Genomic DNA, 13723 nt, shown 5'->3' with positions numbered 1-13723 from the left:
GAGGCCGGATACATTGATGCAAGACCGCATCTGCCAGGTTGACGAAACCTCTTGCAACGCGCGGCCGGACCATACATGCGGGTCACAAGCGACCGATCACGACCAAGCAGCGCGGCGTCCGCTGTAAACTCCAAAGCGGACGCTCATGAGGACACGCCCGCCTACGCCGTCCGCAACACCGGCGCCGGCGGCTGCGACGGCCGGATCAGCGCAAACGCGATCTGGATGATGCCACCGGCCAGCCCCAGCGCGACGCCGATGCGCCAGGCCATCGTATACGAGCCGAGCGCATCGTAGATCACCCCTCCCCCATACGCGCCGAGGAAGCTGCCGATCTGGTGGCTCATGAAGGCGAGGCCCTGGATCATCGCCTGCCAGCGCAGGCCGAACATCTCGGCGACCGCGCCCGCGACCAGCGGTCCCACGCCCATCCACAGGAAGCCCATGATCGCGCCGAACAGCAAGGTCGAGGCAGGCGTCGCCGGCAGCGTAAAGTACCAGGCCAGCGCCAGCGAGCGCAGGACGTAGATGCCGCCGAGCAGTGCGAGCTTGTTCCAGCGCTGGCCGGCCCAGCCGAAGAACAGCGAGCCAAGCACGTTGAAGCCGCCGATCATGCCCAGCGTCTGCGCGCTCAGCATCGGATCGAGGCCGCAGATCGCGAGATAGGACGGCAAGTGCGTGGTGAGGAACACGAGCTGCATGCCGCAGACGAGATAGGCGCAGGTCATCACCACGAAGGACGCGTTGCCGAAAGCGGTCGTCGCCGCGATCATGGCCGTGGCATCGACGATCTCGTCAGTCGCGGGCTTGGGCAGCGGGACCGCGTCGACACGCCCGGCATACCAGGCCGCGGGGATCATCAGCACCGACATCACCACGAAGCCGGCGAGCCCGACGCGCCACCCGAATCCCTCGTTGAGCATCTGCCCAATCGGCGCCGATAGCAGCGCGCCGAGCGAGCCCGCGCCGGAAACGATGCCGAGCACGGTGGAACGCACCGTCGCGGGCACCGCGCGAGCCGCCACCGACATCGCGATCGCCGCCGCGGTGCAGGCGAGCGAGGTGCCGATCAGCACACCGGCGCCGATCATGATGGCGACGAGACCGTTCGCGGTTGCCATCAGCACCAGGCCCGCGATGTACATGAACGAGCCTGCGATCATGATCGGACGGAAGCCGTAGCGCGTGGTCATCGCGCCCGCGAGCGGCTGGAGAAAGCCCCAGGCGAGGTTCTGCACGGCCAGCGCCAGCGTGAAGTCGGAGATCGACAGATGGATGTCGTGGGTCAGCGGCTGCATGAAGATGCCGAGGCTCTGCCGCAGCCCCATGCTCAGCGTCAGCATGATCGAGGCGCCGATCAGGATGGGCAATGTCGGGCGCAGGACCTGCAACAGGGGCATTTTCGTCTCCCTCATCGGCGCGGCGCGAGCGCCGTCGTCTGCAATATCGGTTGATTTTGGTTACACAGACCTGTGTACTTAGGCTATGGATAGCGTGCACTGTCAAGCGAACAGGACATTCACCGCCGCATGGCTCCCCCGCCCGCCCCACAGACGATGAAAGAGCGGATCCTCGAGACCGCCGACAAGCTGTTCTATCTGCAAGGCATTCGCGCCATCGGCGTCGACACCATCGCGGCCGAGATCGGCATCTCCAAGCGCACGCTCTACAACCACTTCCCCTCCAAGGACGCGCTGATCGCGGCCTATCTGGAGCGCCGCTTCGTGCAGCCCCGCCCCTCGGACAAGCCTCCGGCCGAGCAGATCCTCGCCACCTTCGATTCGCTGCAGCGCCGCTTCGCCGCAAAGGACTTTCGCGGCTGCCCATTCGTGAATGCGGTCGCCGAGCTTGGCCCGGCGGATCGTGCCGTGAAGAAGATCGCCATCGCCTTCAAGGAAAGCCGCCGCATCTGGTTTCGCGACCGCCTCAACGAGCTCGGCGTTACGAATGCAGAGGCGCTCGCAACGCAGCTCGTGCTGCTGGTCGACGGCTCCATCGCACAGGACCTCGTCCGCGACGACCCCGCAATGGCGCGTGCCGCGAAGGAGGCGGCGACGGTGTTATTGCGAAATGCGGGGGTGGATATGGGAGATGAGACTGCGGTGAAGCGAGGCAAACGGCCGGCCCGGCATCCCTGAAGTAGCTACGAGATCAGAATCCGATCCGCCCGCCGCAAGAAGGCCGGGCAGGCCAGCACGCACTCCAGCGGCCAACCCGTTGGCCGAGCTTGATTTCGATCTCTTGAAGGGAGCGCGCCGGTATCCCTGAGGGAGTAGCGAAGAGCGAACAGCTGGTGCCGCAACTTATGGCCGCACTTCGTGACCGAGCCTATTAACATAGTTAAATTGATTTAATTTGATTTATCGTATTTAATATTTCCGCCAGCCCCGGAGAGAACCCATGCCTGACCAGGACGACCGCCGCGAATTTCTAAAGACCTGCGGAAAGTTCGCAGCCGTGACACCTCCAACTATAACGCTGCTGCTCTCCACCTCCCTCACGTCCGATGCAATTGCTAAATCGGGTGCGAGCGCGGTCCATCACCACCACGGCAACAATGGCTGGGGTAACGGCGGCGGCGATGGCAGCCCCAACGGCAAGGACGACAGAGGCCGCTAAACATTTTTCGGCAGCACCGCAGTTGAAACGGCTCGCCGGTCACCAATTTTTCCGACGCCCATTCCTATATCGGTAATGCAGTCCAGTCGGGCCCCAGCTCTTCCCATTGCCCCCGGAGCTGGGGTTCATTTTTGTTCGGCTGGGAACGACTTACCGATTGCCAAGTTTTCCCGTGGCCCTCCCCAAGGGGGCAGCTGCTTCGCCAAGGCAGCTCAACAGCCCCAGCTTCACCGCCCTGAAGCTGGGGTTCCTTTTGCTGTCTCAATTGCCTCCCGCCTGGCCGCATCTTCTTCATCGCGTCATGGACGCGCTGGCCGAAGCCGCGATCCTGAAGCAGTGAGCCTGACGTATTGAAATCCGATGTTTACCTATGGTAGATTGCCATTTTTTCCCGATAGTTCTTTTTGTGCTGGGGAGAACATCCATGCGAAGCTCTCGCGCAATCCTTTATGCCCAACAACTTAGCGAACTCACTTCTCAGCTCTCAGAATTGGAATATCTTCGAGGTCTGGTCGAAGAAGCAGAGCGAAGCGCCCACGCTGTGCCTCCATTACGCTTGACACATCCTGCTTCGCGCCGCCTTCGAAGTCGTAAACCAGGCGCCCTGTCTGTCCGCCTCCGTCGCCTCGCGCCACCAAGCTGGAATGCAGGAGCTATCAGCCCCCCTGACAACGACAACCAAGTCGATCAGACTTTGCTGGAGCCATTCCCCGACGGATGGTGGGCTTCCCCCTAAAGCCTCTCCCAGCGCTGACCCGACGAAGGGATTTGATCCTATGCACCACATCCAGAGTACGCATATTGCCGCGATATTAAAACTGACCGCCCGGCAGCTTGAAGCACTTCGCAGCCCCCGAGAGATCCAAAAGGAATATTCCGAAATCCTCGTTTTGAGAGAGAAGATAAAACTGGTGACCGATCAGAAGAAGGCTCGCCGGCAATCCTTGCTCGGTGTCTGCCACGCGCCTGGTAAATGATCCTGAACTCCACGATCACGTGTCCCAAGTGCGGTCACGCTGCTGCCGAGGTCATGCCGACCGACGCTTGCCAGTTCTTTTATGACTGCAAACGCTGCGGCGAGCGTCTGAAGCCGCTCCCCGGCGACTGCTGCGTGTTCTGTTCCTTCGGCACCGTTCCCTGTCCGCCGGTTCAAGAGAACGGCACGGGCTGCTCTAACTAGCTGCCCTGAAGGGAGTGGATGCAGCACAAGAGGAGTGGTGCGAGCGTTTTGCGGCATGCTTGACACGTCACGACAACCCAAGGGAGCATCTGGCGTTTTTTTTCATTCTTTTGGAGATTGCCACGATGACTACCATCCACATGGACTCGCGTGACGATATGGATATTCCGCACGCGGCCGGGAAAATCGACTTGGACGATGGACTTCGAACTCAAGGAAAAGGCTGCCTGACGCGCCATATGAAACAGCCTCTCTCGGAAATCCGGGAGCGGTCACCTGAATGACCGAACTGAAAGGAACAATCGCCATTTCGGCGTAGTTGACCTTCTTTACACCGGAGAAGGTCATGAATCGAAAATCGCTTCTTCTTACAGCCGCACTGTCCTTCGCTGTTGCCGCACCGGTCCTCGCACAAGGCGGCGGAGGTGGTGGTGGCGCGGGTGGCGCGGCCGCGAGCGGCGGCGCGTCCGGATCATCCGCGAGCTCAGGTGCAGGCACTGGCACGTCTGGCGCCGCCAATGGAGGTCCCTCGGCCCCATCCGGCATGGGCACAAACGCAACCTCAACCGGCGCTCACACCAATAACTCTCCAACCAACCCGAACGTTCAGCCCCCGACGCCGAACGGCAACACCGCGAGCACACCGGCCGCACCGGGCAGCTCGGGCGCGGGCAGCACCGCGATCGGATCGACACAGATCGGCACGCCAAACGGGAGCGACAGGTCCGGCATCACGGCGACCAATGGTGCCAACAGCGATAACAGGGACCAGATGAGCCCCGCTGAGCAAGCAAGGACGGGGATCAAGACGCTTCCGCAAGATCAAACTCCAGGAGCCGTCAGTGCGCCGGGCGTTGGCGTCGGTCATGCGGCGAACGGCTTGCCGATCGGTACGCCAGGTTCGGGGACCAGCAACGTCGATCAGAAGTAACCCGGACTTTCGGTCCACATGGATTCCATCGCTTGAGCCGAGACGCCGCGGCGTACTGGATTCCCCGCCTGCGCGGGGAATGACAGCAGAGTTCGTGGGATTTTCGGAATGCTAGCAGCATGCTCCTGTTTTGCCCGACGAGTCAAACGGCATTGCGGTCCAGCATCAGCCGTTTTGCGGCCGACGTAAGCCATTGATCCGACTAGCGTCGGCTACTGTGCATGGGGTTGTTTTCGCGTTTTTTTTGCGCCGGCCTGTGCGAGCGGCCTCACGCCGCGTGCGACACCACGCGATTGCGGCCGTCGTGCTTGGCGCGGTACAGCGCAGTGTCGGCGCGCTTGAGGACGTCGCCAACCGCCTCGCCCTTCTGCTCCAGCGTGGTCAGGCCGATCGAGATCGTGACCTCGATGCGCTTGGTGCCCTTGTGAATTGCAAAGGGCTCGCCGGCGATCGAGCGGCGCAGGCGCTCGGCGACCATGCCGGCGACGTGGAGATCGGTCTCCGGCATCACGATGACGAATTCCTCGCCGCCGTAGCGACAGGCAAGATCGATGCCGCGGATCGACTTGCGCACCCGCACGGCGAATTCGCGCAGCACGTCGTCGCCTGCATCGTGGCCGTAATTGTCGTTGATCGACTTGAAGTAGTCGATGTCCAGGATCATCAGCGCCAGCGGCTTGCCGCGGGTCGCGGCCTGTTCGGCCAGCGTCGCGAGATGGCTCTCCATGTAGCGGCGATTGTGCAGCCCCGTGAGCGCATCGGTGATCGCCATCTCGATCGAGTTCTGCACGTTGTCGCGCAGATGGTCGGTGTAACGGCGGCGGCGGATCTGGGTGCGGGCACGCGCCAGCAGCTCGATCTTGTCGATGGGACGCAGCAGATAGTCGTTGACCCCGATCTCGAGCCCACGCAGCAGCCGCGTGGCGTTCTCGGGGTCGGCGATCGCCAGGATCGGCACATGCCGCGTGCGCTCCAGCGAGCGCGCCTGGCTGCACAGCCGAAGGCCGTCGAAATTGTTGAGGTCGAGCGAGACGATCAGCAGATCGTAATTGCCCTCGGCGGCGTGGAACAGCGCTTCCGTCGGGTTCGGCTCGACGTCGATGGTGTGCTCGGCGGCGAGGATCGTCGCCAGCCGCTCATAGGAGGACTGGCGGTCGTCGACCAGCAGGATGCGGCCGCCCTTGCCGGTGTCGGAGATTGCACTGCGCTCTGGCGCCTGCATGCCGATCTCGAGCGAGGTGATGGCGCGCATGCGCAGCTCGTCGGTCATCATCTTCAGCCGGGTCAGCGAGCGCACGCGCGCGATCAGCACGACATCGGAGACGGGTTTTGTCAGGAAATCGTCGGCGCCGGCTTCCAGCCCGCGGTTGCGGTCGGCCGGGCTGTCGAGCGCGGTGACCATCACGACGGGAATGTGGTGCGTGGCCGGATCGGTCTTGAGGCGGCGGCAGACCTCGAAACCGTCCATGTCCGGCATCATGACGTCGAGCAGGATGATGTCGCATTCGGCGCGGGCGCAGATCGCCAGCGCCTCGGTGCCGTTCGCGGCGGTCATCACGTCGAAATATTCGGCGGACAGGCGAGCTTCGAGCAGCTTGACGTTGGCAGGGACGTCATCGACGACGAGGATACGCGCGGACACTGTGAACTCACTTCCTATCCGATGAAACGTCGGACCGTCTCAATGAATTTGCCGACCGAGATCGGCTTGGACAAATAGGCTTCGCAGCCGCCCTCGCGGATGCGCTCTTCGTCGCCCTTCATCGCGAACGCCGTGACGGCGACGACGGGAATACTGCGCAGCTCCGGATCGTCCTTGATCCAGCGCGTCACCTCCAGGCCCGAGACCTGCGGCAATTGGATATCCATCAGCACGAGGTCGGGCCGCATCTTGCGAACGAGGTCGAGCGCCTCGTAGCCGTTGCTGGTGCCGGTGGTCTGGTAGCCGTGCGCCTCCAACAGGTCGCGGAAGAGCTTCATGTTGAGCTCGTTGTCTTCCACGATCAGGACGGTCTTAGCCATCCCGCCCTCCTGATTGGTCCGCAGACCGATGCATGTGACGCCTCAGGCGCCGGTCGCCGGCGCTTCGAAAACTGGATTCAAACTAGCCTCGAATTCGCTTGAGTTTCGTTAAACCCGAGGGCCGACTTTCTGCGATGTGGTTTCCAGTTGCTTGTCGGGGTCACAAGACTCAGGAACGAGACTCGGGCATGGTGACCCCAAAGTAGACACCGAAAGTTAACGGAAAGGCAAACCGGCCACGTGAAAAAGCCTGTTCACAACCCGCGCGAAGTCGCTGAAATCGTTGCGCTTCAGGCGCTGTCTTTTGTCGCGAGCGAACCCGAGCGGCTGGGCCTGTTCCTGGCCGAGACAGGGGTCGGCCCGGAGATGCTGCGCAATGCGGCCTCGGACCCCAATTTCCTGCTCAGCGTGCTCGATTTCGTGATGCGCGACGACGCCACGGTGAAGGCCTTTGCCAGCACTGCGGAACTGCATCCGACCAACGTTGCCGCAGCGCGGCAGGTTCTTGGCGACGCGCTCGGCGACCGCAATTGGGAGCGCGACGTGCCGTGACCTCCCTGGAGACGGCCGGGCCCCGCTGCTTCTGCCGGGATTGTTCGGCCGATCTGGATATCGGCGTGCGGCGTTGTTCCGCCTGCGGTTCCCCCCGCCTCGCCCGCCACCGCGCGCTCGCAAGCCTGACCATCGCCCATATCGACTGCGACGCCTTCTACGCGACCGTCGAGAAGCGCGACAATCCTGACATCGCCGACAAGCCCGTCATCATCGGCGGGGGCAAGCGCGGCGTGGTGTCGGCCGCCTGCTATATCGCGCGCACCTACGGCGTGCGCTCGGCCATGCCGATGTACAAGGCGTTGGAAGCCTGCCCGCATGCCGCCGTGATCCCGCCGGACATGGCGAAATATGTCCGGGTCGGGCGCGAGGTGCGCCAGGCCATGCAGGCCCTGACGCCGCTGGTCGAGCCGCTCTCGATCGACGAGGCGTTCCTCGATCTCTCCGGCACCGAACGGGTGCACGGCATGATCCCGGCCAAGGTGCTGGCGCGGTTCGCACGTGACATCGAGCGCGACATCGGCATCAGCGTCTCGGTCGGCCTCTCCTGCAACAAGTTCCTGGCCAAGATCGCCTCCGACCTCGACAAGCCTCGCGGGTTTGCCGCGCTCGACCAGGAGGAAGCGCGCTTGATGCTTGCGGAGAAGCCCGTCGGTTTCATCTTCGGCGTTGGACCCGCGACGCAGGAGCGTCTGGTGCAACGCGGCTTCCGCATCATCGCCGACCTGCAGAAGGCCGACGAGATCGAGATGATGCGGCAGTTTCCGAGCGACGGCCGCAGGCTGTGGCGGCTCGCGCGCGGCATCGACGACCGCCGCGTCGAGCCCGATCGGGGCGCCAAGACGATTTCGAGCGAGACGACGTTCGAGACCGACATCCGCGATTTCGCGACGCTGGAGAAGATACTGTGGCGCCTCTGCGAGAAGACGTCGTCTCGCCTCAAGAGCAGCGAGCTCGCCGGCCTGACCGTCACGCTGAAGCTGAAGACCGCGGATTTCCGCCAGCGGACCCGCTCGCAGTCGATCACGGCCCCGACGCAGCTTGCCGCGAAGATCTTTTCGATCTGCCGCGAGATGCTGGCGAAAGAGATCGACGGCACCGCCTTCCGTCTGATGGGCGCCGGCGTCAGCGCGTTGCGCGAGGGTTCAGTCGCCGACGACACCGACATGCTCGACCGCCGCGCCGCCCACGCCGAGCGCGCGGTGGACAGCTTGCGCAAGAAATTCGGCAGCGCCGCAGTGATCCGCGGCATCGCGTATGAGGGGCCGGAAAAGGCGCAGGAGTGATGACAGGCGAACGCGACCTCGACGCGCTGCTGAGACACGTGAAGCCGGAGATGCGGCCAGGCATTTTCGTGTTCTGCACGATCCCGACAGGCCAGTCGATTCCCGCAGCGCTCAGCCCTTTGCTGACGTTCCGCGAGCAGGAAGGAACGACGCTCGTGATCCCACGCGAACAGGCCGAAGCGGCGGGACTACGGTACGCATTCGCATCGTGCCTGATCACCCTGACGGTTCACTCCGCACTCGATGTGGTGGGCTTCCTGGCGGCAATCACGGCACGCCTCGCCGCAGCCGGCATCAGCGTGAACGCCGTTTCGGCGTTTCACCACGATCATCTATTTGTGCCGGCTGACAGGGCGGACGACGCGATGGTTCTTCTGCAAGAGATGTCCAAGGCTACGCACTCGTAGCCCGGATCAAGCGCAGCGCAATCCGGGCTACGGGAAAGATCTCAATCCGCGACCGCCACCGCCTCGATCTCGATCATCCATTCCGGCGCGGCGAGCGCCGAGACGCCGACCAGCGTGCTCGCCGGCGGCTCCATGCCTTCGAAGAAGACCGAGCGAGCTTTGCCGATGATCGGGCGCAGCTCCGGCTTGTAGTTCACGACGAAGGTCGTGATCTTCACGATGTTGGCGTAGCTCGCGCCGGCTGCTTTCAGCGCGTGCCCGAGATTCTGCATCACCTGCGTGGTCTGCGCGGCGAGATCGCCCTCGCCGACGATCCGCCCTTCCTCGTCCACCGATACCTGGCCGGAGATGTAGATCGTCCGCGCCCCCGTGGCAGTGACGACATGCGAATAAGCGGGATTGTGATGCAGGCCGCTGGGGCGGAGATGATCGAGCTTGGGCATGATGCCTCCCGGATGTTTGTGGTTGGGAGGGAGCCTAGCCAGAGACCGCGTTGCAGGCCAGCCCTCAATTGCAGGGCTTGCTGTCCTTCGCGTCGAACTTGCCCATCGCGCCCGAAATCACAAAATCGTTGTAATCGAGCACGAGCTGGCGCGAGACGCCGTTCTCATAGAGCTCGAACGCCATCGCATAGACCGGCGTCTGCTCGCCTTCCTTCTGCTGGGCCTCGCGGTCGAAATAGCTGACGGTGACGGGCCAGCGCTTGAGCGACTTCATGTGCTCATCTGACGTCGACGGATCGGGCGAACCTTCGCGCTCGGCCGGGATCGGCTGGCCGATCACGGTCAGCGTGTTGTAGACCTTCTGGCCATCGTCGGAGCCGTCATAGACGGAGAGCTCGAGCAGCGACTTGCCCTCCTTTGCGGCGGCAATGATGCGCTGGATCTGTTCGGTCGGAAACACGATCTTGCCGTCGAGCGTAAAGTTCTTCGGCGCCGGCAGCTTCAGCTTGACGTTGATGTGGTCGCCGTCGCGCTCCGCCGAGCCGTCGACCCGGCCGGCATCCGCCTCGTTCATCCGCGTCTCGATCTTAAAGCGGTAGCTTTTGCCGCCGGCGTCCTCCCAGGAATTGGAGCGGAGGTCGCTGAGCGTGACCTTGCCCTCGCCACTGTCGAGCTCGGAGACCTGGCGGAATTCGGAGGTGTAGCCCTCGCACGAACTTCCGGTGAAATTGTAGAGGATGCGGCCGCGCGCGCTGTTGATCGAATTGGAGCGCGATTTCACCAGGCTCAAATCATAGAGCGCCTGATGCGCGAGGAACGGACCGTTCGCGGCTAGCGCCCCGCCTCCGGGGCCGAGAGCGGCCGCCGCGAGCGCCGTCACACCGAGCGAAGTCCGGAAAAGGTGCAGCATGTCTGGTCCCTGGGGAAAGCGCAGATTCGACATTTTAATGAACGTTCCATTGCGTCGCAACTGAGGCCGTTTCACGTAAAGTTGCGGCCTTTGCGTTGAACCTCCTGCCCTGCCTCAACAAAATGCCACCCCCGAGGGTTGCTTGCATGTGGCGGCACGATGGGCGAAACAGGGCCCGCCGGGCTGCGACGGATCTGCCCGGCGGATGGATTTTTGGACAACGAGGTCGGACATGGCGGGCACGGTCGAGCAGAAGCTGGCGGAACAGGGTATCAAGCTGCACGAGGCCCCCACCCCCGTGGCCAATTACGTCCCGTTCGTGCGCACCGGTAATCTGCTGTTCGTCTCGGGCCAGGTTTGCTTCGATCCCGCCGGCAAGCTGATCGCCAAGGGCAAGCTCGGCGCCGGCGTGACCATCGAAGAGGGCGCGGCGGCCGCCCGCGGCTGCGCCGTCAACCTGCTGGCCCAGGTCAAGGCGGCGCTCGGCGACCTCGACAAGGTCGTTCGCGTGGTGCGCCTCGGCGGCTTCATCAACTCGGCGCCGGACTTCCTGGACGGGCCGAAGGTCCTCAACGGCGCCTCCGATCTGATGGTCGCCGCCTTCGGTGACAAGGGCCGTCATGCCCGCACCACCGTCGGCGTCGCCTCCCTGCCCGCGGATGCGGCGGTCGAGGTCGAAGGCGTGTTCGAGGTCGCCTGAGGCGAATGCGCGCTCCTGATTGGTTGACAGCCCGCCCGGTCGCCCATCGCGGCCTGCACGACATTTCCCGCGGCATCGTCGAGAACATGCCGGGCGCGGTGCAGGCTGCGATTGCGGGCAATTTCTCGATCGAGGTCGACATCCAGCTCTCCGCCGACGGCGAGGCCATGGTGCATCACGACCATGCGCTCGGCCGCCTTACGGAGGCCACCGGCCCGCTGGTCGAGAAAACCGCCACTGAACTGAAGGCGCTCACGTTCAAGGACACGGCCGAGCGGATGATGTCGCTCAGCGACCTCTGCGGCCTGGTCGCCGGCCGCGTGCCGCTGGTGATCGAGGTCAAGAGCCATTTTGACGGCGACCGCAAGCTGGTGAAGCGGATGGCCGAGGTGCTGGCATCCTATGACGGCCCCGCCGTCGGCATGTCCTTCGACCCGGACCAGGTGCTGGCGCTGCGCGAGCTGTTGCCCTCCCGCCCCCGCGGCATCGTCGCGCAGCGGAGCTATCAGGACGAATACTGGGCTTACCTGACCCGGGAGCAGCGCGACAGCATGCTGTACCTGCGCCACGGCTTCCAGACCCAGCCGCATTTCGTCGCCTTCAGGGTCGACGACCTGCCCGCCCCCGCCCCCTGGATCGCCCGCAATGTGTTCGGCTGCGCCCTGCTCGGCTGGACCGTGCGTACGACCGAGCAGCGGACGCGGGTCGCACAACATGCGGATCAGATGATCTTCGAGGGCTTCGTACCGTAGGCTTGATGTTTCCCACTCTTGAAGTCGCTGCTGCAATGCACGATCTTGGGCATGATGGCACCATCCGAAATCACCCTTGAGGCCGTACCTTCCATTGGCGAAGTATCGCCGGACGACTGGGACGCCTGCGCTAGTCCCGGCAAGTCTTGTAATGGGCATGGCAAGGGAACCTCATCCGGGCTTCCAGGCGATTCTCTCGGCCTCTCAAAGCCTGCCTATAACCCCTTCGTCTCCCACGCGTTTTTATCGGCCGTTGAGAAATCGGGTTCGGCCACGATCCGCACCGGCTGGGGGCCGCGGCATCTCGTGGCCAAGATCGACGGTCGCGTCGCCGGCGTCGTGCCCTGCTACCTGAAATCGCACTCGCAAGGCGAATATGTCTTCGACCGCGGCTGGGCCGATGCCTATGAGCGCGCCGGCGGGCGGTACTATCCGAAGCTGCAGGTTTCGGTTCCCTTCACGCCGGCCACGGGACCGCGGCTGCTGGTTCGCGAAGGCGTCGACCACGAGCGCATCACGGAGGCACTGGCGAGCGGGCTGGTGGCGCTGTGCGGCGTCAGCAAGGCTTCCTCGGTGCACGTCACTTTCGCCCGCGAGGCGGAGTGGAAGCTGCTCGCCAAGCACGGCTTCCTCCAGCGCACCGACCAGCAGTTCCATTGGCACAACGAAGGTTTTGCGAGTTTCGACGATTTCCTGGCGACGCTGAACTCACGCCACCGCAAATCGATCAAGCGCGAGCGGCGCGATGCACTGGCCGCCGGGGTCACGATCCACTGGCTCACGGGCAAGGACATTACGGAAGACGCATGGGATGCGTTTTTCATGTTCTACATGGAGACCGGCTCGCGCAAATGGGGCCGGCCTTATCTGACGCGGGAATTCTTCTCGCTGATCGGCGAGACCATGAGCGATGACGTGCTGCTGGTGATGGCCCGTCGCAACGATCGCTGGATCGCGGGCGCGATCAACTTCATCGGCTCGGACACGCTGTTCGGCCGCAACTGGGGTGCGGTCGAGCATCATCCCTTCCTGCATTTCGAAGTCTGCTATTATCAGGCGATCGACTTCGCCATCAAACGCGGGCTGGCGAATGTCGAAGCCGGTGCGCAGGGCGAGCACAAGATCGCACGCGGCTACCTGCCGCGGACCACCCACTCCGCTCACTTCATCGCCGATCCGGGCTTGCGCCGCGCCATCGACGATTACCTCAAGCGCGAGCGCGCCTATGTCGCGGAAGCCGGACGTGAGCTAGCCGAGCTCGGCCCGTTCCGCAAAGGCGCCGACGAGGCGCCTTGACGGTTCGTTGCGGCTGGTGACAGTAAGCGCAAATTCTAGGGAGCCGCCGCAATGACCGCCTACGACCCCAACAACATTTTCGCAAAGATCCTGCGCGGTGAATTCTCCTGCCACAAGGTTTACGAGGATGAGCACGTGCTCGCGTTCCTCGACATCATGCCGCGGGTACCTGGCCACACGCTGGTGATTCCAAAAGCACCTGCCCGCAACATCCTCGACATCAAGCCGGACGACTACGCCCATGTCGCCCGCGGCGCGCACAAGATCGCTGCCGCAGCGATGACGGCGTTCAAGGCCGACGGCATCACCGTGCAGCAGTTCAACGAGGCGGCCGGCGGACAGGTGGTGTTTCATCTCCACATGCACGTGATGCCGCGCCACGACGGCGTGGCGATGCTTCCGCCCGCCAGCCGCAAGGAAGACGTCAAAGTGCTGGAAGAGAACGCGACCAAGCTGATCGCGGCGTTGAAGGCGGTTTGAGTCTCAGCTCCCGTAGCCCGGATGGAGCGAAGCGCAATCCGGGACCGTTGCCGCGCTTACCGTTGGGGCCGAGGGGGGGGGGGGGGCCGCCGGTTCGCCGGGGGGGTGTAACCCCCCGGGCGCGGGGCCCCGGGGGGGGGGAGGG

The 13723-nt window shown here is 63.7% G+C and carries 19 protein-coding genes; 13 read left to right on the top strand and 6 right to left on the bottom strand.

What is annotated here, in order from left to right; genetic code table 11:
- Positions 1–161: 161 nt before the first annotated feature.
- A complete protein-coding gene (locus AC0L3A_RS22005; protein ID WP_473255181.1) occupies positions 162–1400 on the bottom strand; it encodes an MFS transporter in 1239 nt (412 codons plus the stop codon).
- 129 nt (positions 1401–1529) lie between these two features.
- Here AC0L3A_RS22005 and AC0L3A_RS22000 point away from each other — a divergent pair, with 129 nt between their 5' ends.
- From AC0L3A_RS22000 to AC0L3A_RS21975, 6 genes are all read left to right on the top strand, one after another.
- Complete coding sequence (locus AC0L3A_RS22000) at positions 1530–2138, top strand: TetR/AcrR family transcriptional regulator (protein WP_473255180.1); 609 nt, start codon at positions 1530–1532, stop codon at positions 2136–2138.
- 262 nt (positions 2139–2400) lie between these two features.
- Positions 2401–2619, top strand: a complete 219-nt coding sequence (locus AC0L3A_RS21995; protein ID WP_007603284.1) for a hypothetical protein — start codon at positions 2401–2403, stop codon at positions 2617–2619.
- Positions 2620–2791: 172 nt separating this feature from the next.
- The gene (locus tag AC0L3A_RS21990) at positions 2792–2959 is read left to right on the top strand and encodes a hypothetical protein (RefSeq protein ID WP_354158389.1); all 168 of its coding nucleotides are present in this window, start codon (positions 2792–2794) and stop codon (positions 2957–2959) included.
- Between the two features lie 436 nt (positions 2960–3395).
- Positions 3396–3596 (top strand): hypothetical protein, encoded by a 201-nt coding sequence (locus AC0L3A_RS21985; protein ID WP_007603283.1) that lies wholly within the window; start codon positions 3396–3398, stop codon positions 3594–3596.
- Entirely contained in the window at positions 3593–3799 is a 207-nt protein-coding gene (locus AC0L3A_RS21980; protein WP_007603282.1) for a GDCCVxC domain-containing (seleno)protein, read from the top strand. The genes AC0L3A_RS21985 and AC0L3A_RS21980 overlap by 4 nt, the downstream gene beginning before the upstream one ends.
- Positions 3800–3813: 14 nt before the next feature.
- Entirely contained in the window at positions 3814–4083 is a 270-nt protein-coding gene (locus tag AC0L3A_RS21975; protein ID WP_473255179.1) for a hypothetical protein, read from the top strand.
- Between the two features lie 322 nt (positions 4084–4405).
- Here AC0L3A_RS21975 and AC0L3A_RS21970 read toward each other — a convergent pair whose 3' ends face one another.
- The 3 genes from AC0L3A_RS21970 to AC0L3A_RS21960 all read right to left on the bottom strand — a co-directional run bounded on the left by AC0L3A_RS21970 (position 4406) and on the right by AC0L3A_RS21960 (position 6752).
- Entirely contained in the window at positions 4406–4552 is a 147-nt protein-coding gene (locus tag AC0L3A_RS21970; protein WP_473255178.1) for a hypothetical protein, read from the bottom strand.
- A 446-nt stretch (positions 4553–4998) separates the two neighbouring features.
- Positions 4999–6372, bottom strand: a complete 1374-nt coding sequence (locus AC0L3A_RS21965; RefSeq protein WP_007603275.1) for a PleD family two-component system response regulator — start codon at positions 6370–6372, stop codon at positions 4999–5001.
- 14 nt (positions 6373–6386) lie between these two features.
- Positions 6387–6752, bottom strand: coding sequence for a response regulator (locus tag AC0L3A_RS21960; RefSeq protein ID WP_007603272.1), 366 nt, complete (start codon positions 6750–6752; stop codon positions 6387–6389).
- Between the two features lie 240 nt (positions 6753–6992).
- Between AC0L3A_RS21960 and AC0L3A_RS21955 the strand changes: the two genes are divergently transcribed.
- The 3 genes from AC0L3A_RS21955 to AC0L3A_RS21945 are packed head-to-tail and all read left to right on the top strand — an operon-like array spanning position 6993 to position 8997.
- Positions 6993–7304: a DUF3572 domain-containing protein gene (locus tag AC0L3A_RS21955; RefSeq protein ID WP_473255177.1), complete on the top strand. Its 312-nt coding sequence runs from the start codon at positions 6993–6995 to the stop codon at positions 7302–7304.
- On the top strand, positions 7301–8590 hold the full coding sequence (locus tag AC0L3A_RS21950; RefSeq protein WP_473255176.1) for a DNA polymerase IV: 1290 nt from the start codon (positions 7301–7303) through the stop codon (positions 8588–8590). The genes AC0L3A_RS21955 and AC0L3A_RS21950 overlap by 4 nt, the downstream gene beginning before the upstream one ends.
- Entirely contained in the window at positions 8590–8997 is a 408-nt protein-coding gene (locus tag AC0L3A_RS21945; protein ID WP_354128551.1) for an ACT domain-containing protein, read from the top strand. The genes AC0L3A_RS21950 and AC0L3A_RS21945 overlap by 1 nt, the downstream gene beginning before the upstream one ends.
- Before the next feature lie 41 nt (positions 8998–9038).
- Here AC0L3A_RS21945 and AC0L3A_RS21940 read toward each other — a convergent pair whose 3' ends face one another.
- On the bottom strand, positions 9039–9440 hold the full coding sequence (locus tag AC0L3A_RS21940) for a RidA family protein (protein ID WP_219684926.1): 402 nt from the start codon (positions 9438–9440) through the stop codon (positions 9039–9041).
- A gap of 64 nt (positions 9441–9504) precedes the next feature.
- Positions 9505–10350 carry a cell envelope integrity EipB family protein gene (locus tag AC0L3A_RS21935; RefSeq protein ID WP_007603264.1) on the bottom strand — a complete coding sequence of 282 codons (846 nt, stop codon included), beginning with the start codon at positions 10348–10350 and terminating at the stop codon, positions 9505–9507.
- 232 nt (positions 10351–10582) lie between these two features.
- On the opposite strand from AC0L3A_RS21935, the gene AC0L3A_RS21930 reads away from it, so the two are divergent.
- Genes AC0L3A_RS21930 through AC0L3A_RS21915 form a run of 4 tightly spaced genes read left to right on the top strand, consistent with a single transcriptional unit; the run spans position 10583 to position 13578 of the window.
- Positions 10583–11050 (top strand): RidA family protein, encoded by a 468-nt coding sequence (locus AC0L3A_RS21930; protein ID WP_007603263.1) that lies wholly within the window; start codon positions 10583–10585, stop codon positions 11048–11050.
- 5 nt (positions 11051–11055) lie between these two features.
- Positions 11056–11802 (top strand): glycerophosphodiester phosphodiesterase, encoded by a 747-nt coding sequence (locus tag AC0L3A_RS21925; RefSeq protein WP_007603262.1) that lies wholly within the window; start codon positions 11056–11058, stop codon positions 11800–11802.
- A gap of 54 nt (positions 11803–11856) precedes the next feature.
- Positions 11857–13098 (top strand): GNAT family N-acetyltransferase, encoded by a 1242-nt coding sequence (locus AC0L3A_RS21920; protein WP_083870077.1) that lies wholly within the window; start codon positions 11857–11859, stop codon positions 13096–13098.
- 51 nt (positions 13099–13149) lie between these two features.
- Entirely contained in the window at positions 13150–13578 is a 429-nt protein-coding gene (locus tag AC0L3A_RS21915; RefSeq protein ID WP_007603258.1) for an HIT family protein, read from the top strand.
- Positions 13579–13723: the final 145 nt, after the last annotated feature.

The sequence above is a fragment of the Bradyrhizobium sp. MI1.3 genome (assembly GCF_055811695.1).
The sequence above is the reverse complement of the archived record's forward strand: the minus strand, read 5'-3'. Positions and strand labels throughout refer to the sequence as shown.